We start from the raw sequence: 25,989 nt of genomic DNA, 5'->3' as shown, positions 1-25,989 counted from the left end.
TGTTCGCTGTGAGCATGCAGGCCGCCACCCGCGGCTCGGATGCGACTCGTAGCATGGAGACATGCCGTCACCTGCAGACCTCTTCGAGTCGGTTCCCGGTGCGCCGGACGTCCCGACCGGCCTGCCTCTGGTCATCCTGCTCACCGGCTTCACGGACGCCGGCAGTGCGGTCGCCGGTCTCATCGAGCATCTGAACGCGACCGCCGATCCCAGCCCGATCGTCATGTTCGACAACGACGTGCTGCTCGACTACCGGGCGCGGCGCCCGATCATGGTCTTCGACCAGGACCACCTCACCGAGTACCGCCCCGCACGCCTCGAGCTCTCTCTCGCCCACGATGCACTCGGGCAGCCGTTCCTCCTGCTGTCGGGCTACGAGCCCGACTTCGCCTGGAACGCGTTCGCGCGCGCGGTCGTCGACTTCGTCGGTGCGTTCCAGGTCGCGACCGTCACCTGGGTGCACTCCATCGCGATGCCTGTGCCGCACACCCGCCCGCTCGGCGTCACGGTCAGCGGCAACCGCCGCGATCTGACCGCCGTCCACTCGGTGTGGCGACCGCGCACACAGGTGCCCGCGACCGCGGGTCACCTGCTGGAGTTCCGGCTCATCGAGAGCGATGTGCGCGTGGCCGGGTTCGTCCTGCTGGTGCCGCACTACCTCGCAGACACCGAGTACCCCGACACCGTCATCGCCGCCGCCGACAAGGTGATGGCGGGCACCGGCCTCGTGCTGCGCGTGGATGCCGTGCAGGAGCGCGGCGAGGAGTTCCACGCCCGGGTGGCCGAGCAGGTGCAGGGCAGTGACGAGCTCGTGCAGATGCTGCACGGACTCGAGCAGCGCTACGACGCGTACATGGCCGGTCGTGACGAGCCCGGCGACGAGGAGGGCTTCGACGAGCGCGACCTGCCCAGCGCGGACGAGCTCGCGGCCGAGCTCGAGCGCTATCTGGCCACCCGCCGACCCGGGGATGACGACAAGCAGCGCTGAGCCGACGCGCGGATCCGGCTGAATGGGAGCAACCCGCCGCCGGGGTGTGTGATAATGGATGCTCGACCCATTGTCAACAGACATTCCTCGCGGATGGACTTGACAAGGGTCTTACTAGTGTCCGAAATGGCTCGGAGCGTGTGCACCGCTCCGTGAAAGGCGAAACGTGACTCCTGCCACGAGCAAGAACTCCCGGACGACCACGACGAAGACCACCGCCGAGACCGAGTCCCCCGAGGTCGAGGCCGTCGACGCTGCCGCAGCGGCTCCCAAGAAGAAGACGACCAAGACGGCCGCCAAGGCGTCGACCAAGGTCGCCGCCACGGCACCCGCGAAGAAGGCCCCCGCCCGTCGCACGTCGAAGAAGAAGGACGACGAGACGGCCGAGGTCGAGAACGAGGCCGTCGAGACCGATGACGCCGATGAGGAGGAGGGCGACAAGAAGCCCGCCTTCACCGAGCCGCTGCCCACCGGGGCCATCGTCCTCACCTCGAAGGACGAGGACGACGTCCCCGTCTACTCCACGCAGATCACGGGCGCCACCGCCGACCCCGTCAAGGACTACCTGAAGCAGATCGGAAAAGTCGCGCTGCTGAACGCGGCCGAAGAGGTCGAGCTCGCGATGCGCATCGAGGCCGGTCTGTTCGCCGAGGAGAAGCTGTCGACGATGTCGGCGGCTGAGAAGTCGAGCCAGCTCGGACTCGACCTGCAGTGGGTGGCCCGTGACGGCCAGCGCGCGAAGAGCCACCTGCTCGGCGCGAACCTGCGTCTGGTCGTCTCGCTCGCGAAGCGCTACACCGGCCGTGGCATGCAGTTCCTCGATCTCATCCAGGAGGGCAACCTGGGTCTGATCCGTGCGGTCGAGAAGTTCGACTACACCAAGGGCTTCAAGTTCTCGACCTACGCGACCTGGTGGATCCGCCAGGCGATCACCCGCGCGATGGCCGACCAGGCGCGCACGATCCGCATCCCCGTGCACATGGTCGAGGTCATCAACAAGCTCGCCCGCGTGCAGCGCCAGATGCTGCAGGACCTGGGACGCGAGCCCACGCCCGAAGAGCTCTCGCGTGAGCTGGACATGACCCCCGAGAAGGTCGTGGAGGTGCAGAAGTACGGTCGTGAGCCGATCTCGCTGCACACCCCGCTCGGTGAGGACGGCGACAGCGAGTTCGGCGACCTCATCGAGGACACCGAGGCCGTCGTGCCAGCCGACGCGGTGGGCTTCACGATGCTGCAGCGTCAGCTCGAGCAGCTTCTCGACTCGCTGTCCGAGCGCGAGGCCGGCGTGATCCGGATGCGGTTCGGTCTCGGTGACGGCCAGCCGAAGACGCTCGACCAGATCGGCGACACGTTCGGCGTGACGCGTGAGCGCATCCGCCAGATCGAGTCGAAGACGATGGCGAAGCTGCGGCACCCCAGCCGCTCGCAGTCGCTGCGGGACTACCTCGAATGATGTCCGAGGCCAACGAGGGCAAGGCTCTCGCCGTCGAGGTCGGAGGCACGTCGTACCAGCGCATCCCGATCCGCACGCGCGTCGTCATGCCCGGCGACTCGCTCGAGGAGTTCATCCGCGAGTACGCGCCGGCGCGCCTGCGCTCGGGCGACATCCTCTTCGTCACCGAGAAGATCGTCGCGATCACGCAGGGCCGCTCGTTCCGGCTGGATGAGATCCAGCCCCGCCGGCTCGCGCGACTCCTGTCGAAGTACGTCACTCGCACGCCCTATGGGATCGGTCTCGGGATGCCCGAGACCATGGAGATGGCGCTGCGCGAGTGCGGCACCCCCCGCATCCTGTTCGCCGCCGCGGTGTCGGCCGTGACGAAGGCGCTGGGGCGCAAGGGCGACTTCTATCGCATCGCGGGAGACAAGGCCCGCGCGATCGACGGCCCCACGGCGGGCACCATCCCGCCGTACAACAAGGCGGTCGTGCTCGGCCCGGAGAATCCGGTTCGGGTCGCGCGTGAGCTGCAGACCCTGGTCGGCGTCCCCGGGGTCGACGTCGCCGTCGTCGACATCAACGACATCGGCGGCAACATCCTCGGCTCGACGCTCGATCGCGCCGGCGAGCAGCGCCTGGTCGAGATCCTGGGGGACAACCCTCTGGGGCAGGGACACCAGTCGACTCCGCTGGGCATCATCCGTCGCGCCTGAGAAACGCACGACGACGAGAACGGCCCGGGCCTCCGCCCGGGCCGTTCTCGCGTGTCAGTGACCGATCGCCGCGCGGTAGCGGGGACGGTGGCCGGTGCGGATGCCCGATACCGACGGCTTGTTCTCGTACACGCCCGCGCCCCAGTTGCCCTCGACGAGCACGGGGCCGTCCGGGGTGATCACGAAGTCCCATCCGACGTACTGCACCTGAGGAACGACGCGCGCCACCTCGTCGACGAACGAGCGCAGCTCGGCCATCATCGGCAGCTGGAAGTCCGCGATCCGGAAGCCGGAGTCAGGGTGGTCGACGTGCACATGGCCGTGCGAGTCGTATCCGGCCGAACGCGCGTGCCCCTCGTCGTCGAGCATCGTGTAGAAGCCGCCGAAGCTCATCTGATCGCTCACCTCACCGCGGCCGAACTTCTGTGCGATGGCGAGGATGTGCGTCTTCCTCCCGTCGAAGAACGCCGTGACGCGCGTGGTGTTCACGGTGCCGGGGCACACGGCCGCCAGATCGGCGTGCTGCACGATGACCTCTTCGAGCAGCAGCTCGCCGCGCTCCAGACGCTCACGGTGGAACGCCTTCCAGTCGGTGACGTCGGCGGCGTGGTAGCGGCGCACTCCACTGCCGGCCTGGCCCATCGGCGTCTTCGCGATGACGGTGGCGTGCTTCGAGACGAACTGCTCGACGGCGTCGGCGTTGGACTCGTCGACGATCATCCACTCCCGGCGGAGGTGCGTGTTGAAGACCTTGTTGAACTCGATCTTGTCGTGGAAGAAGTGGCGGTATGCGGGCGCGTCGAAGCGCTGCGAGTACTGGTTCGAGATCGGGTGCGTCATGTACGTCTCGCGCTCTGCGCGCGTGAGGATCGCGAAGTCGAAGTCGACGTAGTCCTGGAATCCGACGTTGTGACGAGCGGCGCTCCACAGCATGTCGGCGACCACGGCGGGCACCGCCTTGCCGTGCTCCGCGCGAACCTCCTTCGCCCGCGTGAGGACGGATCCCACGTCGATGCGGGTGGCGCGCTGAACGAGGTAACGAAGGCGGGGGGCGAGGCCCAGGCCCTTGGCTGGCATGCACATCTCCAGTCGGTGTCGGGAAGATGCCAGTCTACGCGTGGGCGGTACTGTGGAACTGTGAGCCCATCCGCCAGCAGCAGTCTTCCGCGCGCTCTGGTGTCGAGGGCGGCTCTGCGTCTCGGAGCCCGGACGGCTCTCGCCGGCGGGGGCTCGGTGGTGGATCTGCGGGCGGATGCCTGGGGGCACGGCGTCGTCGAGGCCGCTCGGATCGTGCTCGATTCCGGTGCCTCCGTCGTGCTCGTCGACGAGGTCGACGCGGCCGTGCTGGCGGAGCTGGGTCTGCCGGCGACGACCGACGCCCGGGCGGACGTCGACTCGCATGTGCTGTTCGGCCTGCCCGGCTCGAACGTGGATCCGGCGATGCGTCTCACCGGCACCGTGCTGTCGATCAAGCCCCTCGACGCAGGCGACGGGGTCTCCTACGGGTATCTCTACCGCGCCGCGGCGCCGACCCGGGTCGCACTCGTCACCGGCGGCTACGCGCAGGGCATCGTCCGATCCCTCGGCAACAGCGCGCGGGTCGAGATCCGCGGGCGCCTGCACCCGGTGGTGGGCCGCGTGGCCATGGACGTGTGCGTGGTCGAGATCGGCGAGGCCGACCTCGACGAGGGCGACGAGGTGACCTACTTCGGCGGTGCGGGCCCGGCGGCGCAGCAGGTGGCCGACTGGGCGCGGATCACCGGCCTCACCCCGCCCGAGATCGTCACCGCGGTCGGCATGCATGCCCGAAGGGAGCACGTGGAATGACGTCGGTGCCCGAACTGACGATGTCTCGCAGCGCGCTGCGCTCGAACATCGCCGCCGTCGCCGCGCAGATCGCGCCGAGCCGCCTGATGCTCGTGGTGAAGGACGACGCGTATCGGCACGGCCTGGAGTGGACGATCGACGCCGCGGACCAGGTGCACTGGTTCGGCGCGTACGACGTGGTCACCGCCCTGCGCGTCCGCGCGCTGCGGCCGGACGCGAGAGTGTTCGCCTGGGCGCTCGCGACGCATGACGAGATCGGCCGGGCCATCGAGTCCGATGTCGACCTCGGCGTCGGCACGATGGACTATCTGCAGCGCGTGATCGACACGGCGAGCAGGCTCGGGCTCGTGGCACGGGTGCATCTGAAGATCGACACCGGACTGCACCGCAACGGCGTGCGGCCGGAGCAGTGGCCGGCGTTCGTCGCCGCGGCGATGCGGGCCCAGCGGTCGGGTGTGCTTCGCGTGGTCGGCGCCTGGAGTCACCTGAGCGAGGCCAGCGACGCCGACGACGACGCATCGGCCGACGTGTTCCGCACCGCGACAGCCGTCCTGCGCGACGCCGGGGCGGACCTGGAGGTCGAGCACCTCACCGCGTCCGCCGCGTCGTGGTGGCGGCCCGAGCTGCGCGGATCGATCTGCCGGGTCGGGGCGTTCTGCTACGGCATCCGCTCGGGTGACGGTCCGCAGATTCCGGGCGTCGTGCCGGTCGCGACGCTCAGCGCTCGGGTCGAGCGCGTGGGCGACGAGGGCGTCGAGGTGGGCATCGGCTCCTTGCACGGGCTGCCGTCCACCCTCACCGGGCAGCATGTCGCGACGCCCGGCGGAGTGCGGCCGATCCTCTCCATCGGTCCGCACAGCAGCGTCGTCGGGGTCTGGGACGGCGCCGAGGTCGGCGACCGGGTGCTGATCCACGGCCCCGGCGATCAGGGCGAGGCCGACGTCACCGCGCTGGGTGAGCGCATCGACTCGATCGGCGAGGAGATCGCGCTGCGCCTGTCGCCGCGCGTGCGGCGCACCGCCGCCGACTGACGAGTGCCGCACCCGGGGCGACGAGGCTCCGAGGCGAGAAGACTCGGGGGACGAAGAGAGTCAGGCCTCGATGAGGCGGGCGGTCTCGTCGTGCCAGGAGGTCGCGACGGCGCGCAGCTTCTCCTCGTACTTGCGTCCGTGGTGCGCGCAGAACAGCATCTCGGTGCCGTTGACCTCGGCGGCGATGTACGCCTGCGCCCCGCAGGAGTCGCAGCGGTCCATCGCGGTGAGGCGGTACTCGACGGTCTCGCGCTCAGTCGTAGCGTTCATCTCGGTGCCTCCTCTAGCGGTCAGATCCCTTTGAGATCGTGCTCAATACAACCACGCGGTTCCTGTGTGCATGCCCGGATGGCGGCGTGTTTCGCTGTCCGCGTACGCGCCGCACATCCCCTTGCGGCCGACCGGGTGTCGCGGTCGGAGCGGGCGGCCCACCGGAAATAGAATCGATGACTGTGACTGCCGAGTACTCCGCCCACCATCTCCAGGTTCTCGAGGGCCTCGAGGCCGTGCGCAAGCGCCCCGGCATGTACATCGGGTCGAACGGCTCGCCGGGTCTCATGCACTGCCTGTGGGAGATCATCGACAACTCCGTCGACGAGGCCGTGGCCGGCAACGGCACCAAGATCGACATCACCCTGCACGACGACGGCAGCGTCGAGGTCGCCGACCGCGGTCGAGGCGTGCCCGTCGACGTCGAGCCGCGCACCGGGCTCACCGGTGTCGAGGTCGTCTATACGAAGCTGCACGCGGGCGGGAAGTTCGGCGGCGGCTCGTACGCGGCGTCCGGCGGTCTGCACGGCGTGGGCGCATCGGTTGTCAACGCGCTCTCCGAGCGCCTCGACGTCGAGGTCGACCGCGGTGGGAAGACCTACGCGATGTCATTCCACCGCGGCGAGCCCGGCGTGTTCGCCGACGAGGGCGAGCCGCGGCCGGATGCTCCGTTCACTCCCTTCGAGCAGCGCAGCGAGCTGCGCATCATCGGCAAGGTCGCGAAGAGCGTCACCGGCACCCGGGTGCGCTATTGGGCCGATCGCCAGATCTTCACCAAGGACGCGGCGTTCCAGCTTCCCGAGCTCGAGACGCGCGCGCGGCAGACCGCCTTCCTCGTCCCCGGCCTCGAGCTCGAGATCCGCGACGAGCGGCCCCTCTCGGCACCTGCGGCCGATGCGGCCGAGCCCACGGCGCCGCGCGTCACCTCCTACCTGTACGAGGGGGGAATCTCGGAATTCGTCGAGTTCCTGGCATCCGACGCACCCGTGACCGACACCTGGCGCATCCAGGGCAGCGGACGCTTCACCGAGACGGTGCCGGTGCTGCAGCCGGACGGGCACATGAAGGCCACCGAGGTCGAGCGCGAGTGCGAGGTCGACCTGGCGCTGCGCTGGGGGACCGGCTACGACACCACCATCCGCTCCTTCGTCAACATCATCGCCACGCCCAAGGGCGGCACACACCAGCAGGGCTTCGAGCAGGAGCTGCTGAAGACCCTGCGCGGGCAGGTCGAGCAGAACGCCCGTCGGCTCAAGGTCGGCAATGACAAGCTCGAGAAGGACGACGTGCTGGCCGGGCTCACCGCGGTGCTCACCGTGACGGTGCCGGAACCGCAGTTCGAGGGGCAGACGAAGGAGGTGCTCGGCACTCCGGCGGTGCGCACGATCGTCGCGCAGGTGGTGCGCAAGCAGCTCGCCGAGCGCTTCGCCTCGACCCGGCGCGACGACAAGAACCAGGCCTCGATGCTGCTCGACAAGATCGTCTCCGAGATGAAGGCGCGTGTCTCGGCCCGCGCCCACAAGGAGACCCAGCGGCGCAAGACGGCCCTCGAGTCGTCGTCGCTGCCCGCGAAGCTCGTCGACTGCCGGTCGAACGACGTCGAGCACAGCGAGCTGTTCATCGTGGAGGGCGACTCCGCACTCGGCACCGCGCGGCACGCGCGAAACAGCGAGTTCCAGGCGCTGCTGCCCATCCGCGGCAAGATCCTCAACGTGCAGAAGGCGTCGATCAGCGACATGCTCGGCAACGCCGAGTGCGCGGCGATCATCACCACGATCGGCGCCGGCTCCGGGCGGTCGTTCGACCTGAGCGCGGCACGGTACGGCAAGGTCATCCTGATGAGCGACGCCGACGTCGACGGCGCGCACATCCGCACGCTGCTGCTGACCCTCTTCTTCCGATACATGCGCCCGCTGGTCGAGGCGGGCCGGGTGTTCTCGGCCGTTCCGCCGCTGCACCGCGTTATCGTCATGAACCCCGGCTCGAAGCCGAACGAGACCATCTACACGTACTCCGAGGCGGAGCTGCACGCGCTTCTGACGAAGCTGCAGAAGGCGGGCAAACGCTGGCAGGATCCGATCCAGCGCTACAAGGGTCTCGGTGAGATGGACGCCGATCAGCTCGCCAACACGACCATGGAGAAGTCCGGGCGTCTGCTGCGCCGCGTGACGATCGAGGATGCGGAGTCGGCGGATGCCGCGGTGCGCACCTTCGAGCTGCTGATGGGCAGCGAGGTCGCGCCGCGTCGCGAGTTCATCATGAGCTCCAGCGACAGGCTCAGCCGCGAGTCCATCGACGCCTGAGCTCGGCTGACCCGCGGGGTCAGCCGATGGCGGTGCCGACCGACCCGATGACGGCATCCAGCGGCTGGCCCGAGCCGTCGCGCTTCGCGCCGGAGTCGGGCAGCACGCGGGCTGCACCGTCCGCTCCCACCGCCCGGGGCTCGACGCCGGCCCAGGCGAGGCGGAGACCGTCCTCGCCCTTCAGGAGCGCATGTGCGCGCACGCCCCCGGTGGCGCGTCCCTTGGCGGGGAACTCGGTGAACGCCGAGACCTTGGCCCGCCCGGCATCGGCGCCGGCGAGGGTGCCGGCCGAGCCCGAGACGGTGACGACGACGGCGTCCTCCGCCGAGGTGACGACCGTGAACGAGATGACCTGCGCCGTCGCCCCGAGCTTCATGCCGGCCATGCCGCCGGCGGGAGCGCCCTGCGGGCGCACGTTCGACGCCGCGAAATGCAGGAGCTGCGCGTCGGAGGTGACGAAGACGAGCTCTGCATCGTCGGGGGCAGGGCCGGCGCCGATGACGACGTCCTTCGGCTTCAGCCCGATGATCTCCATGTCGGGACGCACGGCGAGTGTCGACGGTACGACGCGCTTGACGACTCCGTCCTTCGTGCCGAGTGCGAGGGGCGTGTCATCGTCGAAGCGGATCAGCGCGATGACCCGCTCGCTGCGGTCGGTCAGACCCAGGTAGTCGGAGATGCGCACACCGGCGCCGAGCCCGACGGACGTCGCGGGCACGGCGGGGATGTCGACCGGGGTGAAACGCACCACGCGGCCGCTGGAGGTCACGGCGCCGATCTCGCTGCGCGTGGTCGTCTCGAGTCGCGCCTGGATGGCGTCGTGCTTGCTGCGACGCGCGGGGGTGGTGATCGCGGCGCCCGGCTCGAGGTCGACGCGCACCGCGCGACCGGTGGTTGACACCAGGAGCGTGGTCGGCGCGTCTGCGATCTGCAGCTCGGCCGCCGACTTCGCCGTGCGCGCCTTGGGAGGCGCGGCGTTGAGCAGCAGGGTGCGCCGGTGGGTGCCGAACTGCTCGGCCACGGTATCCAGCTCTCGGGCGACCTGCGCGCGGACGAGAGCGGGGTCGGCGAGCAGGGTCTCGAGCTCGGCGATCTCGGCGAGCAGCTTGTCGCGCTCCGCCTCCAGCTCCAGGCGCGAGAACTTCGTCAAGCGGCGCAGGCGCAGCTCGAGGATGTACTCCGCCTGCACCTCGTCGAGCTCGAACACCTGCTGCAGACGACTGCGGGCGGTCTCGGAGTCATCGGACGAGCGGATGACCTGGATCACCTCGTCGATGTCGAGGATCGCCAGCAGCAGCCCTCGCACCAGGTGCAGCCGCTCGTTGCGGCGGGCCAGGCGGTACCGGCTGCGTCGCGTGACGACATCGATCCGGTGCTGCAGGTACACCCGCAGCAGCTCCTTCAGACCCAGCGTCCGCGGCTGGCCGTCCACGAGCGCGACGTTGTTGATCGAGAACGAGTCCTCGAGCGGAGTGAAGCGGAACAGCTGCTCGAGCACGGCCGCCGGGTCGAACCCGGTCTTCACGGTGATGACCAGGCGCAGACCATTCTTGCGGTCGGTGAGGTCCTGCACATCGCTGATGCCCTGCAGCTTCTTCGCGCTGACGGCATCCTTGAGCTTCTCGATCACGCGCTCCGGACCCACCTGATACGGCAGCTCGGTGACGACGATGCCGGTCTTGCGGGGGCCGAGCGGCTCGATCGACGTCTTCGCCCGGAGCCGGAATGCTCCGCGACCCGATTCGTAGGCGTCCTTGACGCCGTCGAGCCCCATCAGGATCCCCCCGGAGGGGAAGTCGGGACCGGGCACGAACTCCATCAGCTCGGCGGTGCTCGCCTCGGGGTTCTCGAGCAGATGCGTGGCGGCGGCGACGACCTCGATGAGGTTGTGCGGGGCCATGTTGGTCGCCATGCCCACGGCGATGCCGCTGGCCCCGTTGACGAGCAGGTTGGGGAACGCGGCCGAGAGCACGGCCGGCTGCTGGAACTGTCCGTCGTAGTTCGGCACGAAGTCGACGACGTCCTCGTCGAGGCTCTCGGTCATCGCCAGGGCGGATGCAGCGAGACGCGCCTCGGTGTAGCGGGAGGCGGCGGGTCCGTCATCGAGCGAGCCGAAGTTGCCGTGCCCGTCGACGAGCGGCACGCGCAGCGCGAAGTCCTGGGCGAGGCGCACGAGGGCGTCGTAGATGGCGGAGTCGCCGTGCGGGTGCAGCTTTCCCATCACCTCGCCGACGACGCGCGCGCTCTTGACGTGTCCGCGATCCGGTCGCAGGCCCATCTCGGCCATCTGATACAGGATGCGCCGCTGCACCGGCTTCAGTCCGTCGCGCGCATCGGGCAGCGCCCGCGAGTAGATGACCGAGTAGGCGTACTCGAGGAACGAGCCCTGCATCTCCTGGGACAGGTCGATGTCCTGGATGCGCTCCTGAACGGGCTCGGATGGCGAGGGCTTTGGCATGGACTTCCTGCTGGTCGCTCGGGGCGGACTCGCGACGGCGCTCGGGCGCGGTGCGTCGGGTCGGCTGTGCGAGACTGACCCGGATGCCTCTCATCCTACCGACCAGCCTCGACTCGACGCGGAACATCAGCGGGGTGGCGCCTCAGCTGCTCGCCGCACTGCGTGACGGATCCGCCGACCTCCCGTCCGTCCGATCGGTCGTGCTCGTGGTCGTCGACGGCCTCGGAGCGCTGCCGCTGCGCGCCCACGCCGGTCACGCGCGCACACTGTCGTCGGCCATGGCGAAGAAGGACATCGCAGGATCGGTGTTCCCGACGACGACCGCCGCCGCTCTCACATCGCTGCTCACCGGCTCGGCACCCGGCGGGCACGGCCTGGTCGGGTACCGGGTGCGGGACCGGGAGAGCGACACGCTGGTGAACCTGCTCTCCGGCTGGGACGAGGACGGCATCGATCCGCTGCGGTGGCAGGAGAGTGCGACGGTGTTCGAGCAGGCCGCGGCAGCCGAGCATCCGGCGTTCGCGATCGGCATCCCGGCCTACGAGGGAAGCGGGTTCTCACGCGCGACGCTGCGCGGGGCGGACTTCCGGGCGGCGCGCAGCGCCGCCGACAGGGTGGAGCTGGCCTGGGAGCTGGCCGATGCGCACGACGGCGCCCTCGTCTACTGCTACCTTCCGGAGGTCGACAAGGCGGGCCACCGTCATGGTGTGGCGTCGGCGGAATGGGTCGCCGCTCTGGAAGACGTGGACGCCGCGCTCTCGCGACCGATTCCCGACGGGGTCGGGGTGCTGGTCACCGCCGATCACGGCATGATCGACGTGCCGCACCACCGTCAGCTCGTGCTCGATGCGGCAGGCGGGTGGCACGACGGCATCCGGCACATCGGCGGGGAGCCGCGGATGCTGCATGTCTACGCCGAACCGGACGTCGACCATGCGCGTCTGCTGGCCAGGTGGCGGCGCGATCTCGACGGATCCGCCGACGTGATCAGCCGCACCGAGGCGATCGACGCCGGCATGTTCGGGCCGGTGATCGCAGGTGCCGTGCGCGAGCGGATCGGCGACATGCTCGTCATCGCGCGGGGCAATGCCGCGCTCTACGATGCCGAGGCCGAGGATCAGCGCGGTCGCGGGATGGTCGGACAGCACGGCGCGCTCACGCCGGAGGAGTGGCGGGTGCCGTTCATCCGGATGGGCGCCTTCCGCCGCTGATCACTCGTCGGTGCGAGCCCCGAACACGATCTCGTCCCAGGAGGGCATGGCGTTGCGGCGCTTGCGGCGCCCGCTCGGCTGCTCGACGGCCTGCTCGCGCGCCGGCTTCGCCTCGGGCTGCTCCTCGGGCTCCTCGAGCGCGTCGAAGAGCGCGATCGGCGAGGGCTCCTCGCTCTCGGCGTCGTCGAAGAGCGGAGCGGACTCGCGCTGGCCGCGGCGACGGCGCAGAGCCTCCAGCAGATCGGCGGTCTCAGAGCTCGTGCGGTGCTCTTCCGGCGCCCGCCGCGCAGCGGCATCATGGGCGGCGACGCTGGAGTGCTCAGTCGGCGTCGCCTCCTCGCTCTCCTCCGGCTGCGGCAGCAGGCGGGGGCCGAATGCGCCCGAGTCGAACCGGCTGTCGTCCTTATAGGGCGAGACACGCTCGGCGTCGACGGCGCGCAGACGCGGGATGAGACCCTCCGGCAGCGATCCCTGGCGGGACAGCTGCGTGGCGTCGGCGTTGATCGGGGAGAGGGTGCTGCGGCGCGGGTCGAACGTCCAGCGCGCGTCGTGTGCGACGTCGTTCGCGGTGAACTCCAGCTTGACCGTCCAGCCCGCCTCGTCCTTCCAGCTCGCCCAGCGCTCCTCGGTCGCCTCCAGATCCGCGAGCTTCGCGCGAACGGCGATGCCGAAGGTGGGCTGAGCATCCGGCTCGACGTCGCTGCCGATCAGCACCGGAACCGCGAGCGCCTGATTGACGATGTGCTCGCGCTCGGCCAGCACCGGACCTTCGAAGCGCGCCACGTCGGCCTCGCTCACACCGAGCAGCGCGGCGACCTCGGCTGCCGACAGGCCGGCGCGGATCTGCGCCTGGATGTCACGCGGGCTCGCGGCCAGGCGCGCGGGCGAGGGCTCCGCGTCGCGGGTCGCTCGACGCACCTCGCGATGCAGGACGTCGTCGATGGGGAGCGCGAAGCGCTGCCCGGACTCCGTCGCGAGGACGAGGACTCCCGATTCCGTTCCGACGATGGTGACGTTTTCCATGCCAATGCCCCTCTGATGGGTGTGCGTTCATGGTGTCACGCGCAGGCTGATCGCAGCGGGAATACCGCGGGCGTGCCGCGAGTTTTCCCGAGCGGGTCCACAGGCATTTGCGAAATGAAGCCCAGTCGTGCAAACTATGGCCCGCCGATCACCCGAGATCGGATCCCCCCACCCAGACCCGCACGCACCACGGAAGTGGAGAATCACCGCATGGCAACCGATTACGACGCCCCTCGCAAGAGCGAAGACGACTCCGAGTCGATCGAAGCCCTCAAGGAGCGCGTGCCGAGCGGCCAGTCCGGCGCCGGCGATGTCGAGGACGCAGACAACCCCACGGGTTTCGAGCTTCCCGGCGCCGACCTCTCCGACATGGAGCTCGATGTCGTCGTGCTGCCCGCGCAGCAGGACGAGTTCACCTGCATGAGCTGCTTCCTCGTGAAGCACCGCTCGCAGCTCGACCACGAGGGTGCCGACGGCCCCATCTGCAAGGAATGCGCCGCCTGACGACCGACACGCACGCGCCCCGGCCCTCCTGGCCCGGGGCGCGTTCTGGTTCCGGGGCCTCAGCGAGGGTCGGTGCGCGCCGACCGGATCGCCGCGGCGAGGCGGTCGGGGGTGCGCGACGAGAGCATCCAGCTGCTCACCGGGTCATCGGGATCGGTGATCGGCACGATCACCACCCCGTCGATCCCTCCGCGCAGCAGATTCCAGCCCTCCCTGTCGATCTGATGGGTGCGACGGGCCCTGGCGTCCTCACCGCCGAGATCCTGCGGCTCGCCCAGCCACCGCGCGTCGATGTGGGCCCGCCCAGCGTGCAGCACACCGTCTGCGATGCGGATCGTGGGGGACAGGGCGATGCTCAGCGTCACCAGGACAAGAGAGACGGCGGCCCCGACTATGAGCGCGAGGCTCGGGTCCAGGGGCGTCAGCACCAGTGAGACCATCGGGCCCGCGAGCGCGATCGTGACCAGGAGCCACATACCGGGAGCGAGCCGCTCACGGTAGGTCTCGCGCGTAGCCGGGCGGGTGTTCTGCATTAGCCTCATGGGGTGACTCATTCCGTTGCCGTTCCCATTATCTCCGCGAACGTCCCGTTCTACGCGCACCCCGGAGACGCGGGGGCCGATCTCGTCTCGACCGAGGCCGTCCGCCTGGAGCCCGGCGAGCGGGCGCTGATCGGCACGGGAGTGCGCATCGCGCTGCCCGAGGGGTACGCCGCCTTCGTCGTCCCGCGCAGCGGGCTCGCGGCCAGGCACGGCATCACCGTGGTGAACTCCCCGGGCACGGTCGACGCCGGCTACCGGGGTGAGATCAGGGTCAGTCTGCTGAACACCGACAGCAGGGAAGCGTACGATGTGGCGGTCGGCGACCGGATCGCGCAGCTGATCGTGATGCCCGTCGTGCAGGTCCGCTTCGAGCCTGTCGACGAACTGCCCGAGAGCGTACGCGGCGACGGCGGATTCGGGTCGACCGGCTACACCCAGGGAAAGAGCGAATGACTGAAGAGATCGAACCCACGCTGAAGTCCGCACCGGCCGATCGTGCGACCGCGGGCCCGTTCGACGACAGCGAGGCGAACCCGGTTCGCCCGTACATCGACCTCGGCGGCATCAAGGTGCTGCCCCGCGAGGGCCTGAACCTGCGCCTCGAGGTCGAGGAGCAGAGCAAGAGGATCGTGGCCGTCGGCCTGGACTACGCCGGCTCGTCGCTGCAGGTGCAGCCCTTCGCCGCGCCGCGCACTCGCGGTCTGTGGGACGAGACCCGCGTGCAGCTGCGCGATCAGATCCGCACCCAGGGAGGACGCGTCGAAGAGCGCGAGGGCAACCTCGGCAAGGAGCTTCTCGCCGAGGTGCCGGCGACCGCGGCCGAGGGCTCGGGCATGCGCCTGGCCCGCTTCATCGGCGTCGACGGCCCGCGCTGGTTCCTGCGCGGCGTCATCGGCGGTGACGCGGCATCGGATCCCGCGGCCGCCGAGCAGGTCGAGGATCTGTTCCGCTCGATCGTCGTGGTGCGCGGTGGATCGCCCATGCCGCCGCGCGATCTGATCCCGCTCAAGATGCCGTCCACGCCGGGATCGGCGTGACGCTGCCCGACGATCCGGACGGCGCCGGTTCCGCGGAGCGCTCGGCGGCGGAGCCGGCCGGCTCCGCTCCGCAGAGCGAGCCGACGGCCGCGGAGGTGATCGGCGCGGCACTCAGCGGCGCCGCGCGCCGCGCCGGTCTCAGCGCGCAGACCGAGGAGAGCACCCAGCGCATTGTCTGGACTGCGATGGGCGGATGGCGCGGGATCGTCGAGTCGGTCCTGCCGAGCCTCGCCTTCGTCATCCTCTTCACCATCCGCCCCGAGCCTCTGCTTCTCTCGCTGGGGGTGTCCGTCGGCATCGCCGCGGTGTTCACGATCGTGCGTCTCGTGCAGAAGTCGCCGCCGTCCGCCGCGCTCGGGGGACTGGTCGCCGCGGCGGCCGCCGCGGCCCTGGCCCTGTGGACCGGACGCGGGGCCGACAACTTCGTGCCCGGGCTCATCACCAACGCCCTCTACGGCACGGCGATGGTGGTCTCCGCGCTGATCGGCTGGTCGATCATCGGCCTGGCCGTCGGCTTCCTGATGGGGGAGGGCACGAGCTGGCGGTCGGACCGCCGCAAGCGCCGTGCGTTCTTCTGGCTCGGTCTGGCGTGGGGAGCGCTCTTCCTGCTGCGCCTCGCCGTGCAGCTGCCGCTCTATCTCACCGATCAGGTGACGCTGCTCGGCACGCTGAAGCTGGTCATGGGCTTGCCGCTGTTCGCGCCGATGGTCGCCGTCACCTGGCTCGTCGTGCGCGCCCTGTACCGGCGTGCCGAGTAGGACGCGGAGCGCATCCCTCTGGTAGATTTATCTTGACGTCAAGATAAATTGCTCATTCCGTCCGAGCGGTCGCCCGACGCAGACTGGTAAGGCCAACCTTGCTAGCCGTGGCGCTCTCTCGGCGAGCAAGATGGAAGCGCCTGTCGCTTCCATCCGATCAGAAGGAGACGGATTCGTGTCCACGGTGAACAGCTTCGGTGCCAAGAGCACCCTGACGGTCGGCAGCACCGACTACGAGATCTTCCGGGTCGACACGGTCGCCGGTCACGAGAAGCTCCCCTTCGCGCTGAAGGTGCTTCTCGAGAACCAGCTGCGCACCGAGGACGGTGCGAACGTCACCAAGGCGCAGATCGAGGCGCTCGGCTCGTGGGACCCCTCGGCCGATCCCGACACCGAGATCCAGTTCACGCCGGCCCGTGTGGTCATGCAGGACTTCACCGGTGTTCCCTGCATCGTCGACCTCGCCACCATGCGTGAGGCGGTCACCGCCCTCGGCGGCGACCCGAACCGCATCAACCCGCTGTCGCCGGCCGAGATGGTCATCGACCACTCGGTCATCGCCGACCTGTTCGGCCGTCCCGACGCGATCGAGCGCAACGTCGAGATCGAGTACCAGCGCAACGGCGAGCGGTACCAGTTCCTGCGCTGGGGCCAGACCGCGTTCGACGACTTCAAGGTCGTGCCCCCGGGAACCGGCATCGTGCACCAGGTCAACATCGAGCACCTGGCGAAGGTCGTCTACGACCGCACCGTCGACGGTGTGCTGCGCGCCTACCCCGACACCTGCGTCGGCACCGACTCGCACACCACGATGGTCAACGGCCTCGGCGTGCTGGGCTGGGGCGTCGGCGGCATCGAGGCGGAGGCCGCGATGCTCGGCCAGCCCGTGTCGATGCTCATCCCGCGCGTCGTCGGCTTCAAGCTCACCGGCGAGATCCCCGCCGGTGTCACCGCCACGGACGTGGTTCTCACGATCACCGACATGCTGCGCCAGCACGGTGTGGTCGGCAAGTTCGTCGAGTTCTACGGCGCAGGCGTGGCATCCGTGCCGCTCGCCAACCGCGCGACCATCGGCAACATGTCGCCCGAGTTCGGGTCGACCGCGGCGATGTTCCCCATCGACGACGTGACGCTCGACTACCTCCGCCTCACCGGGCGCGACGAGCACGCCGTCGAGCTCGTCGAGCAGTACGCCAAGGTGCAGGGACTGTGGCACGACGCCAACAAGGAGCCCTCGTACTCGGAGTACATGGAGCTGGACCTGTCGACGGTCGTCCCCTCGATCGCCGGCCCCAAGCGCCCGCAGGACCGCATCCTGCTGGCCGAGGCGAAGCAGCAGTTCGAGAAGGACATCCTGAACTACACCTCCGCGAACGAGGGATCCGTCGAGGTCGAGGGCACGTTCCCGGCATCGGATCCGGGCAACGCGCCCGGTGTCGAGCGCGAGCACGTCTCGGAGGAGGGCGTCTCGTACCAGCACGAGAGCGCGCACGAGCACAGCATGCTCGCCTCCAGCGGCGACCACGGCGCATCGAACCCGGTCAAGGTGACGACTCCCGAGGGTCAGCAGTACATCCTCGACAACGGCGCCGTCACGCTCGCCGCCATCACCTCGTGCACCAACACCTCGAACCCGTCGGTGATGATCGCCGCCGGGCTTCTCGCCCGCAAGGCGCGCGAGAAGGGGCTGAAGCAGAAGCCGTGGGTCAAGACCACGCTCGGACCCGGCTCGAAGGTCGTCACCGACTACTACGAGAAGTCCGGGCTCGACAAGGACCTCGAGGGTCTCGGCTTCTACACCGTCGGCTACGGCTGCACGATCTGCATCGGAAACTCCGGCCCGCTGATCGAAGAGGTGTCGGCCGCCGTCAACGAGCACGACCTCGCTGTGACCGCGGTGCTCTCGGGCAACCGCAACTTCGAGGGTCGCATCAGCCCCGACGTCAAGATGAACTACCTCGCCAGCCCGCCGCTGGTCGTCGCCTACGCCCTCGCCGGCTCGATGCACTTCGACTTCGAGAGCGACCCGCTGGGTCAGGACGAAGCGGGCAACGACGTCTTCCTCAAGGACATCTGGCCCGCACCCCAAGAGGTGCAGGAGATCATCGACTCGTCGATCTCGCGCGACCAGTTCATCAAGCAGTACGCGACCGTCTTCGACGGTGACGAGCGCTGGAAGAACCTGCCGACGCCGACCGGGCCGATCTTCGAGTGGGACGACTCGTCGACGTACGTGCGCAAGGCCCCGTACTTCGACGGCATGGAGCTGACGCCCGCGCCGGTCACCGACATCACCGGCGCACGCGTGCTGGCCACCCTGGGCGACTCGGTCACCACCGACCACATCTCGCCCGCCGGCAACATCAAGGCCGGCACCCCGGCCGCGCAGTACCTCACCGAGCACGGCGTCGAGCAGCGCGACTTCAACTCCTACGGCTCGCGCCGCGGAAACCACGAGGTGATGATCCGCGGCACGTTCGCGAACATCCGCCTGAAGAACGCTCTGGTCAAGGCCGTCAACGACGGCCAGCAGATCGAGGGCGGGTTCACCCGCGACTTCACCCAGGAGGGCGGTCCGCAGGCGTACATCTACGACGCGTCGCAGAACTACCAGGACGAGGGCATCCCGCTGGTGATCTTCGGCGGCAAGGAGTACGGCTCGGGATCCTCGCGCGACTGGGCGGCCAAGGGCACGAACCTGCTCGGCGTGAAGGCGGTCATCACCGAGAGCTTCGAGCGCATCCACCGCTCGAACCTCATCGGCATGGGCGTCGTGCCGCTGCAGTTCCCGGCCGGCGAGACGTGGGAGTCGCTCGGACTCGACGGCACCGAGATCATCTCGATCGAGGGCCTGACCGCGCTGAACGAGGGCGTCACCCCGAAGACGGTGAAGGTCACGGCTACGCCGAGCGAGTTCTCGGCCGAGGGCCGCGAGCCCATCACCTTCGACGCGGTCGTCCGCATCGACACCCCCGGTGAGGCGGACTACTACCGCAACGGCGGCATCCTGCAGTACGTGCTGCGCTCGCTGGTCTGACCGACGGAGACAGGGGCTCGGATGCTTCGGCATCCGAGCCCCTGTCGCATCCCGCGGTAGAATGTTCCGATGCGCACGCCGTCTCCGGCGCGTGATCCACGTCGCGGAAGGACGTCCATGCCGATCCTGCCCAGTATCAGCGGCCCCCGAGATCTCGACCGACTCTCCGGCGCGGAACTGATCGAGCTGGCGGCGGAGATCCGCGCGTTCCTCGTCGAGAACGTGGCCCGCACCGGCGGGCACCTCGGGCCCAACCTCGGCGTCGTGGAGCTGACGATCGCGCTGCACCGGGTCTTCTCGTCTCCCGATGACCCGATCATCTTCGACACCGGGCATCAGTCGTACGTGCACAAGCTGCTCACGGGACGGCAGGACTTCTCCAACCTCCGCTCGCGCGGGGGACTCGCCGGCTACCCGCAGCGGTCGGAGAGCGTGCACGACGTGGTCGAGTCCTCGCACGCGTCGAGCTCGCTGAGCTGGGCGGACGGCATCTCGCGTGCCCTCACGGCCACCGGCCGCTCGGATCGCCATGTGGTCGCCGTGGTCGGAGACGGCGCGCTCACCGGCGGGATGACGTGGGAGGCGCTGAACAACATCAGCGACGACAACGATCGCAACCTGGTCATCGTCGTCAACGACAACGGGCGCTCCTACGCACCGACGATCGGCGGCATGTCGCGCTACCTGAACCGGGTGCGCACCGCGGGCGTGTACCGGGAGATGCATCGCAAGTCCGACCGGCTGTTCCGCGCGTTCGGTCCGCTCGGCCGGGCCGTGTTCCGCGGCGTCCGCGGCGGAACACACGGCTTCCTGTCGCGCTTCACCAACAATGTGGCGCTGTATTCCAACCTCGACATCAAGTACCTCGGCCCGGTCGACGGGCACGATGTCGATGCGCTGATCGAGACGCTGCAGTTCGCCAAGGACTACGGTGCGCCGGTGATCGTGCACGCCATCACCGAGAAGGGGCGCGGCTACCAGCCCGCTCTCGACGACGTGGCCGACCAGTTCCATGCGGTCGGCCGCATAGACCCGAAGACCGGCGGCCCGCTCTCATCGTCGTCCGGCACGTCGTGGACGTCGGTGTTCTCCGACGCGCTCGTCGAGATCGGCGCGCGCGACGACAAGGTCATCGCGATGACCGCGGCGATGCTGCGCCCGACCGGCCTCGCCGCGTTCGCCGAGCGCTTTCCCGACCGCGTCTACGACGTCGGCATCGCCGAGCAGCACGCGGTGGCCTCCGCGGCGGGCCTGGCCTTCGGCGGTCTGCACCCCGTCGTCGCGATCTACGCCACGTTCATGAACCGCGCGTTCGATCAGGTGCTGATGGACGTCGCGCTGCACCGCTCCGGCGTCACCTTCGTGCTGGACCGCGCCGGTGTGACCGGCCCCGACGGCCCGAGCCACCACGGGGTGTGGGATCTCGCCATGCTGCAGATGGTGCCGGGCATCCGGATCGCAGCTCCGCGCGACGCCGCGCGCCTGCACGAAGCCCTCGCCGAGGCCGTCGCCGTCGAGGACGCGCCGACCGTCATCCGCTACCCGAAGGGCGACGTCCCCGACACGATCGACGCGATCGAGCGTCTGTCCGACGGCACCGACGTGCTCGCCCGCGGCGAGGAGGAGGATGTGCTGATCGTCGCGATCGGCTCGTTCGCCGAGATGGCGGTCGACATCGCCGGGCGGCTGCGCGCACGCGGCATCGGCGCGACGGTGATCGATCCGCGATGGGCGGTGCCGGTGCAGAGCTCGGTGGTGGAGCTGGCGGCACGGCACCGGCTGGTGATCACGCTGGAGGACGGCATCCGGGTGGGCGGTATCGGCACCCGTGTGCGCCAGGTGCTGCGCGAGGCCGGGATCGACACCGGCGTCGACGAACTGGGTCTGCCGGACGAGTTCCTCGAGCACGCCTCCCGTGAGCAGATCCTCGAGGACGCGGGTCTTGAGGCCGAGAAGATCACCGCGGACGTCGTCGCGCAGGTCGGCGGCACCCGCATCCCCGTCGCGAAGGCCGCTGGGCAGACCGGAGCCATCGACCTGCCGCTCGTCCAGAAGCGCTGAGCTTCTCGAGCGGCCGAGTGGACGAGGTCGTGCGCCTCGCGCTCATCGTCAACCCGCAGGCGGGCAGGGGGCACGGTGCGCGCGTCGGCGTGGAGGCCGCGAGCGCGCTGCGCGCGGCCGGTGCCGACGTGAGTGTCTACGCCGGCAGCACGGCGGAGCAGACCATGACGCTCGCAGAGCGGGCGGTCCGGGCGGATCCCGACGGGGTCGTCGTCGTCGGCGGCGACGGCACGCTCGCCGGCATCATCGACGTGCTGGCCGAGAACGGGCATCCGATCACCCTCGTACCGGCCGGAACCGGCAACGACCTCGCACGGGCACTCGGCATCCCGACGGGCGATCCGCAGACGGCCGCCCTCGTCGCGCTGCACGGCTCCGCCCGGACGATCGACCTCGGCACGATCCGGTCGCAGGGCTCGGCGAGGACGTTCCTCACCGTGGCGGCACTCGGATTCGACGCGAAGGTGAGCGAGCGCACGAACGCGCTGCGCCGTCCGAGCGGCCGGCTGCGCTACTACCTCGCACTCGTCATCGAGCTCGCGCGACTGCGCTCCACCCTGTTCCGCATCTCGATCGACGGCGACGCAGAGCGCGTGCAGCCCGGTACGCTGCTCGCCGTCGGCAACACCCGCAGCTATGGCGGCGGGATGCCGATCTGCGCCGGCGCTCGGCCCGATGACGGACTGCTCGACATCGTGCACGTCGCGCCGTTGCGCCGCAGGAGGCTGCTGCGGCTCTTCCCGCTGCTGCTGCGCGGCAGCCACCTGGGGCTGCCCGAGGTGCGGCATCGCCGGGCGCGCTCTGTGCGGGTGGCGGCGCCTGACCTCGTCGTATACGCCGACGGTGAGCGCGTCGGCGTGAGCGAATGCGTCATCGGCGTCCGACCGGCCGCCGTAACGATGATGGTCCCGAAGGAGTGAGCACATGACGTACGACGAGGACGTCGTGATAGTGGGATCGGGCTTCGGCGGATCCGTCGCCGCGCTGCGCCTGTCAGAGAAGGGGTACCGCGTGCGCGTGTTCGAGGCGGGCCGGCGATTCGAAGACCAGGACTTCGCGAGGACCTCGTGGGACGTGCGTCGCTACCTGTGGGCGCCGCGGATCGGATGCTTCGGCGTGCAGCGCATCCACCGTCTGCCGCACGTCATGATCCTCGCCGGCGCGGGCGTCGGCGGCGGATCGCTGAACTACGCGAACACGCTGTACGAGCCGCCGTCGTCGTTCTTCGCCGACCGGAACTGGCCCGCCGGCATCGACTGGCATGCAGAGCTCGCCCCGCACTATGCGACCGCGAAGCGGATGCTCGGGGTGGTGGAGCGCTATCCGCACACCGGGCCGGTCGAGCGGATCATGGCCGGCGCCGCCGAGGATCTCGGCGTGAGCGACACCTTCCGTCACGCCCCGGTGGGGGTGTTCCTCGGCACGCCGGGAGTGCGGGTGCCGGATCCGTTCTTCGACGGGGAGGGGCCGGATCGCACGGGATGCACGCTGTGCGGCAACTGCATGACCGGCTGCCGGGTGGGCGCGAAGAACACGCTCATGAAGAACTACCTCGCCCTCGCCGAGCGGCGCGGTGCTCGGATCGACGCGATGCGCACCGTCGTCGAGGTGCGCCAGGATGCGCGCGGCGGCTACCTCGTCACCACCGAGCGCTCGGGCGCATGGCTGCGCCGCGACCGGCGGACCGTGCGCGCCGAGCAGGTGGTGCTGACGGCGGGCACCTGGGGCACGCAGCAGCTGCTGCACCGTATGCGCGCATCGGCCGCGCTGCCGCGCATCTCGGATGCCGTCGGCCGGCTCACCCGCACGAACTCGGAGGCGCTCGACGGAGCCGTGTCGACGCGGGTGCCCGACTCCGCGGGCTATGCGCGAGGCGTCGCGATCACCACCTCGTTCCACATCGACGATCGTACGCACGTCGAGAACGTGCGCTACGGCCCGGGCTCGAATCTGATGGGCGCTCTCGCGACCGTCCTCGTTCCCGGCGACCGCTCCTTCGGTCGACGACTCGCCCTGCTGCTCGGCGCGCTCATCCGGCATCCGATCCGCCAGTTCCGCCTCGCGGACCTGCACCGCTGGAGCGAGCGGGGCATCATCGCACTGGTCATGCAGACCGCCGACAACTCGCTCACCCTGTCACTCCGTCGCCGGTTCGGCCGCGACGTGCTGACCAGCAGACAGGGGCACGGTGCGCCGAATCCGTCGTACCTGCCGCAGGCGCATCGAGCCGTGGCGGCCATCGCCGAACGGATGCAGGGGGAGACCGGAGTGCGCACCGAGCCCCGCGGATCGTGGCCGGAGGTGTTCGGCATCCCGCTGACTGCGCATTTCCTCGGCGGTGCGGTCATCAGCGACTCACCCGACCGGGGAGTGGTGGACCCGTGGAACCGGGTATGGGGGCACCCGGGCATCCACGTCCTCGACGGTGCGGCGGTGCCGGCGAACCCGGGAGTGAACCCCTCGCTGACGATCACCGCACTCGCCGAACGCGCCGTCGCCCACTGGCCGCGCCGCGGCGAGGTCGATCAGCGCCCCGCACCGGTCGGCTGATCCGCGCATCGTCGCACGAGCCGGCAGGGACGACAGCAGGGGCCGCACCCGGAGGTGCGGCCCCTGCCAGTGAGCGTCAGTTCTGAGCGATCCCGCGGATGGGCGGGGTGTGGAAGGTGCTGCCGAACACCCGCTCCGACGCGCCCTCGCGGTCGAGGTACGGCGACGCACCGCCGTCGATGAACGGCCACCCGGCGCCGAGGATCAGGCAGAGGTCGATGTCCTCCACCTCGGGCACGACACCCTCATCGAGCATGATCCGGATCTCCTGCGCCAGGCCGTCCTGCACGCGCCGGAGGATCGTCTCAGCGGATGCCGGCGAGCTGCCCGCATGCCCCTTGAGCACCTTCTCGGCGGCCTTCGTCCATCCGGTCACCCGGCCGCCCTTGTCCTTCTCGACCACGGCATCCAGCTCGGCGAGAGCGTGGAAGTTCTCGTTCGCGTAGAAGCGGTCGGGGAAGTGACGCACCATGGTGTCCTGCACGTGCGCCGCGACCTTCCAGCCGACCAGGTCGATCAGCTGGAACGGTCCCATCGGCAGTCCGAGCGGCCCGAACGCCTTCTCGACGTCTGCGATGGGAGTGCCCTCGTACACGGTCCGAGCCGCCTCGCCCATGACCTTCGCGAGCAGACGGTTCACGACGAAGCCGGGAGCATCGGCCGTGAGCACGGCGTTCTTCCCCAGACCCTTCGCGACGACGAAGGCCGTCGACAGGGCGGCTTCCGCGGTGTGCGGCGTCTTCACGATCTCGATCAGCGGCATGACCGCGACCGGGTTGAAGAAGTGGAACCCGACCAGGCGCTCGGGGTGGGCGAGCTGGGAGCCGATCTCCTCGACCGACAGCGACGAGGTGTTCGTCGCGAGGATCGCGTCCTCTGCGACGATCTTCTCGATCTCGCCGAACACCTGCTGCTTGACCCCGACCTCCTCGAACACGGCCTCGATCACGAAGTCGCAGTCCGCGTACTGCGTCTTGTCGGTCGTGCCGGTGACGAGCGAGCGCAGCTTGTTGGCGGTGTCGCCGTCCAGGCGGCCCTTCTGCTCGAGCTTGCCGATCTCGTCGTGGATGTATGCCACGCCCTTGTCGACGCGCGCCTGATCGAGGTCGGTGATCAGCACCGGAACCTGGATCCTGCGCACGAAGAGCAGGGCGAACTGGCTGGCCATGAGGCCGGCGCCGATGATGCCGACCTTGGTCACCTTCTTCGCCAGCGCCTTGTCGGGGGCTCCGACGGGGCGCTTGGCGCGCTTCTGCACGAGGTCGAAGGCGTACATCGAGGCAGCGAACTGATCGCCGGTGACGAGCTCCGCCAGGGCCTCGTCCTCACGGGCGAAGCCCTCGGCCTTCGTGCTGCTCTTCGCCTTCTCGAGCAGGTCGAGGGCGACGTAGGGCGAGCGGGGCACGGTGCCGATCTTCGACTCCAGCATGCCGCGGGCCATCTTGATCGCGATCGGCCACTTGACTGTGCGCTCGATCTTGCCCGGCTCGTTCTTACGCTCGACCTTCTTTCCGCCGAGCACCGCGTCTGCCCAGGCCAGCGAGCTCTCGAGGAACGTGGATGCCGGGAAGATGGCGTCCATCAGGCCCAGCTCGAACGCCTGCTGCGGCTTGAGCATGCGGTTCTGCTTGAGCGGGTTCGAGATGACGACCTCGAGCGCGTTCTCGATGCCGATCAGGTTCGGCACGAGGTACGCGCCACCCCAGCCGGGGATGATCCCGAGGAAGACCTCGGGCAGCGCGAGAGCCGCGGCGGATGCGTCGACCGTGCGGTAGGTGGAGTTCAGCGCGATCTCCATGCCGCCGCCGAGCGCGAGCCCGTTGACGAACGCGAAGGACGGCACGCCCAGCTCCGACAGCGAGCCGAGCACCTTGTGCCCGAGCTGCGCGATCAGGCGGGCGTTGTCCTTCGACCCCACCCGGCTGATGTCGGACAGGTCGGCTCCCGCAGCGAGGATGTACTGCTTGCCGGTGATGCCCACCGCCTGGATCTCTCCCGCGGCCGCGCGAGCTCGGAGCGAGTCGAGCGTCTCGCCGAGCTCGGTGAGCGTGGCAGGACCGAGCGTGTTCGGTCGCGTGTGATCGCGACCGTTGTCGAGGGTGATCAGGGCGAGCACCTTGCCCGAGGCGAGACGGATGTCGCGCACGGGGGAGTGCGTGACGACCTCGCCGTCGGCCAGTGCCGACAGGGGCGTGAAGTCGACCCCGGCGTACTGTGCGTTGATCGTGTCAGCCATCG

The 25,989-nt window shown here is 69.5% G+C and carries 21 protein-coding genes; 15 read left to right on the top strand and 6 right to left on the bottom strand.

What is annotated here, in order from left to right; all coding sequences use genetic code 11:
- The first annotated feature begins 61 nt into the window (after positions 1–61).
- The 3 genes from V2S04_RS11100 (at position 62) to V2S04_RS11090 (ending at position 3,139) form a co-directional block, all read left to right on the top strand.
- Positions 62–988, top strand: a complete 927-nt coding sequence (locus V2S04_RS11100; RefSeq protein ID WP_413638510.1) for a proteasome assembly chaperone family protein — start codon at positions 62–64, stop codon at positions 986–988.
- A gap of 166 nt (positions 989–1,154) precedes the next feature.
- Positions 1,155–2,441, top strand: coding sequence for an RNA polymerase sigma factor (locus V2S04_RS11095; RefSeq protein WP_413638509.1), 1,287 nt, complete (start codon positions 1,155–1,157; stop codon positions 2,439–2,441).
- A complete protein-coding gene (locus V2S04_RS11090) occupies positions 2,438–3,139 on the top strand; it encodes a coenzyme F420-0:L-glutamate ligase (protein ID WP_413638508.1) in 702 nt (233 codons plus the stop codon). The genes V2S04_RS11095 and V2S04_RS11090 overlap by 4 nt, the downstream gene beginning before the upstream one ends.
- Before the next feature lie 54 nt (positions 3,140–3,193).
- Here V2S04_RS11090 and V2S04_RS11085 read toward each other — a convergent pair whose 3' ends face one another.
- On the bottom strand, positions 3,194–4,216 hold the full coding sequence (locus tag V2S04_RS11085) for a sugar-transfer associated ATP-grasp domain-containing protein (protein WP_413638507.1): 1,023 nt from the start codon (positions 4,214–4,216) through the stop codon (positions 3,194–3,196).
- 60 nt (positions 4,217–4,276) lie between these two features.
- Here V2S04_RS11085 and V2S04_RS11080 point away from each other — a divergent pair, with 60 nt between their 5' ends.
- Together V2S04_RS11080 and V2S04_RS11075 are read left to right on the top strand one after the other, a co-directional pair.
- Positions 4,277–4,966 carry an alanine racemase C-terminal domain-containing protein gene (locus V2S04_RS11080; protein WP_413638506.1) on the top strand — a complete coding sequence of 230 codons (690 nt, stop codon included), beginning with the start codon at positions 4,277–4,279 and terminating at the stop codon, positions 4,964–4,966.
- Entirely contained in the window at positions 4,963–5,997 is a 1,035-nt protein-coding gene (locus V2S04_RS11075) for an alanine racemase (protein ID WP_413638505.1), read from the top strand. The genes V2S04_RS11080 and V2S04_RS11075 overlap by 4 nt, the downstream gene beginning before the upstream one ends.
- Before the next feature lie 60 nt (positions 5,998–6,057).
- On the opposite strand, the gene V2S04_RS11070 is transcribed toward V2S04_RS11075, so the two are convergent.
- Entirely contained in the window at positions 6,058–6,267 is a 210-nt protein-coding gene (locus V2S04_RS11070; protein ID WP_099196012.1) for a hypothetical protein, read from the bottom strand.
- A 176-nt stretch (positions 6,268–6,443) separates the two neighbouring features.
- Here V2S04_RS11070 and V2S04_RS11065 point away from each other — a divergent pair, with 176 nt between their 5' ends.
- The gene (locus V2S04_RS11065; RefSeq protein ID WP_413638504.1) at positions 6,444–8,570 is read left to right on the top strand and encodes a DNA gyrase/topoisomerase IV subunit B; all 2,127 of its coding nucleotides are present in this window, start codon (positions 6,444–6,446) and stop codon (positions 8,568–8,570) included.
- A gap of 19 nt (positions 8,571–8,589) precedes the next feature.
- Here the strand turns inward: V2S04_RS11065 and V2S04_RS11060 are convergent, their stop codons facing one another.
- A complete protein-coding gene (locus V2S04_RS11060) occupies positions 8,590–11,028 on the bottom strand; it encodes a DNA gyrase/topoisomerase IV subunit A (RefSeq protein ID WP_413638503.1) in 2,439 nt (812 codons plus the stop codon).
- A gap of 83 nt (positions 11,029–11,111) precedes the next feature.
- On the opposite strand from V2S04_RS11060, the gene V2S04_RS11055 reads away from it, so the two are divergent.
- Positions 11,112–12,239, top strand: coding sequence for an alkaline phosphatase family protein (locus V2S04_RS11055; RefSeq protein ID WP_413638502.1), 1,128 nt, complete (start codon positions 11,112–11,114; stop codon positions 12,237–12,239).
- On the opposite strand, the gene sepH is transcribed toward V2S04_RS11055, so the two are convergent.
- Entirely contained in the window at positions 12,240–13,262 is a 1,023-nt protein-coding gene (sepH, locus tag V2S04_RS11050; RefSeq protein ID WP_413638501.1) for a septation protein SepH, read from the bottom strand.
- Positions 13,263–13,472: 210 nt separating this feature from the next.
- Here sepH and V2S04_RS11045 point away from each other — a divergent pair, with 210 nt between their 5' ends.
- Positions 13,473–13,766 (top strand): DUF4193 domain-containing protein, encoded by a 294-nt coding sequence (locus V2S04_RS11045; protein ID WP_099195465.1) that lies wholly within the window; start codon positions 13,473–13,475, stop codon positions 13,764–13,766.
- Positions 13,767–13,825: 59 nt separating this feature from the next.
- Here V2S04_RS11045 and V2S04_RS11040 read toward each other — a convergent pair whose 3' ends face one another.
- On the bottom strand, positions 13,826–14,308 hold the full coding sequence (locus tag V2S04_RS11040) for a DUF3093 domain-containing protein (protein WP_413638500.1): 483 nt from the start codon (positions 14,306–14,308) through the stop codon (positions 13,826–13,828).
- Between the two features lie 3 nt (positions 14,309–14,311).
- Between V2S04_RS11040 and dut the strand changes: the two genes are divergently transcribed.
- From dut to V2S04_RS11005, 7 genes are all read left to right on the top strand, one after another.
- Positions 14,312–14,761, top strand: a complete 450-nt coding sequence (dut, locus tag V2S04_RS11035) for a dUTP diphosphatase (protein ID WP_413638499.1) — start codon at positions 14,312–14,314, stop codon at positions 14,759–14,761.
- Positions 14,758–15,345 (top strand): DUF3710 domain-containing protein, encoded by a 588-nt coding sequence (locus tag V2S04_RS11030; RefSeq protein WP_099195468.1) that lies wholly within the window; start codon positions 14,758–14,760, stop codon positions 15,343–15,345. The genes dut and V2S04_RS11030 overlap by 4 nt, the downstream gene beginning before the upstream one ends.
- Entirely contained in the window at positions 15,342–16,103 is a 762-nt protein-coding gene (locus V2S04_RS11025; protein ID WP_413638498.1) for a DUF3159 domain-containing protein, read from the top strand. Before V2S04_RS11030 ends, V2S04_RS11025 begins: the two co-directional genes overlap by 4 nt.
- A gap of 130 nt (positions 16,104–16,233) precedes the next feature.
- On the top strand, positions 16,234–19,140 hold the full coding sequence (locus tag V2S04_RS11020; protein WP_413638497.1) for an aconitate hydratase: 2,907 nt from the start codon (positions 16,234–16,236) through the stop codon (positions 19,138–19,140).
- A gap of 117 nt (positions 19,141–19,257) precedes the next feature.
- Positions 19,258–21,201: a 1-deoxy-D-xylulose-5-phosphate synthase gene (gene dxs / locus V2S04_RS11015; protein WP_413638496.1), complete on the top strand. Its 1,944-nt coding sequence runs from the start codon at positions 19,258–19,260 to the stop codon at positions 21,199–21,201.
- 29 nt (positions 21,202–21,230) lie between these two features.
- A complete protein-coding gene (locus V2S04_RS11010) occupies positions 21,231–22,121 on the top strand; it encodes a YegS/Rv2252/BmrU family lipid kinase (protein ID WP_413638495.1) in 891 nt (296 codons plus the stop codon).
- Positions 22,122–22,125: 4 nt separating this feature from the next.
- Positions 22,126–23,751, top strand: coding sequence for a GMC oxidoreductase (locus V2S04_RS11005; RefSeq protein ID WP_413638494.1), 1,626 nt, complete (start codon positions 22,126–22,128; stop codon positions 23,749–23,751).
- 76 nt (positions 23,752–23,827) lie between these two features.
- Here the strand turns inward: V2S04_RS11005 and V2S04_RS11000 are convergent, their stop codons facing one another.
- On the bottom strand, positions 23,828–25,987 hold the full coding sequence (locus V2S04_RS11000; RefSeq protein ID WP_413638493.1) for a 3-hydroxyacyl-CoA dehydrogenase NAD-binding domain-containing protein: 2,160 nt from the start codon (positions 25,985–25,987) through the stop codon (positions 23,828–23,830).
- Positions 25,988–25,989: the final 2 nt, after the last annotated feature.

The sequence above is a fragment of the Microbacterium sp. OR21 genome, from assembly GCF_047306785.1.
GTDB lineage: Bacteria > Actinomycetota > Actinomycetes > Actinomycetales > Microbacteriaceae > Microbacterium > Microbacterium esteraromaticum_E.
Note: the sequence above shows the minus strand (reverse complement) of the source record. Positions and strands in the feature narration are given on the sequence as shown.

Bases quoted from the DNA above. Each gene is read 5' to 3' on its own strand.
- V2S04_RS11100 (WP_413638510.1), top strand. From the start codon at position 62: ATGCCGTCACCTGCAGACCTCTTCGAGTCGGTTCCCGGTGCGCCGGAC.
- V2S04_RS11090 (WP_413638508.1), top strand. From the start codon at position 2,438: ATGATGTCCGAGGCCAACGAGGGCAAGGCTCTCGCCGTCGAGGTCGGA.
- V2S04_RS11085 (WP_413638507.1), bottom strand. From the start codon at position 4,216: ATGCCAGCCAAGGGCCTGGGCCTCGCCCCCCGCCTTCGTTACCTCGTT.
- V2S04_RS11075 (WP_413638505.1), top strand. From the start codon at position 4,963: ATGACGTCGGTGCCCGAACTGACGATGTCTCGCAGCGCGCTGCGCTCG.
- V2S04_RS11070 (WP_099196012.1), bottom strand. From the start codon at position 6,267: ATGAACGCTACGACTGAGCGCGAGACCGTCGAGTACCGCCTCACCGCG.
- V2S04_RS11065 (WP_413638504.1), top strand. From the start codon at position 6,444: ATGACTGTGACTGCCGAGTACTCCGCCCACCATCTCCAGGTTCTCGAG.
- V2S04_RS11060 (WP_413638503.1), bottom strand. From the start codon at position 11,028: ATGCCAAAGCCCTCGCCATCCGAGCCCGTTCAGGAGCGCATCCAGGAC.
- V2S04_RS11055 (WP_413638502.1), top strand. From the start codon at position 11,112: ATGCCTCTCATCCTACCGACCAGCCTCGACTCGACGCGGAACATCAGC.
- sepH (WP_413638501.1), bottom strand. From the start codon at position 13,262: ATGGAAAACGTCACCATCGTCGGAACGGAATCGGGAGTCCTCGTCCTC.
- V2S04_RS11045 (WP_099195465.1), top strand. From the start codon at position 13,473: ATGGCAACCGATTACGACGCCCCTCGCAAGAGCGAAGACGACTCCGAG.
- V2S04_RS11040 (WP_413638500.1), bottom strand. From the start codon at position 14,308: ATGAGGCTAATGCAGAACACCCGCCCGGCTACGCGCGAGACCTACCGT.
- V2S04_RS11030 (WP_099195468.1), top strand. From the start codon at position 14,758: ATGACTGAAGAGATCGAACCCACGCTGAAGTCCGCACCGGCCGATCGT.
- V2S04_RS11020 (WP_413638497.1), top strand. From the start codon at position 16,234: ATGGAAGCGCCTGTCGCTTCCATCCGATCAGAAGGAGACGGATTCGTG.
- dxs (WP_413638496.1), top strand. From the start codon at position 19,258: ATGCCGATCCTGCCCAGTATCAGCGGCCCCCGAGATCTCGACCGACTC.
- V2S04_RS11005 (WP_413638494.1), top strand. From the start codon at position 22,126: ATGACGTACGACGAGGACGTCGTGATAGTGGGATCGGGCTTCGGCGGA.
- V2S04_RS11000 (WP_413638493.1), bottom strand. From the start codon at position 25,987: ATGGCTGACACGATCAACGCACAGTACGCCGGGGTCGACTTCACGCCC.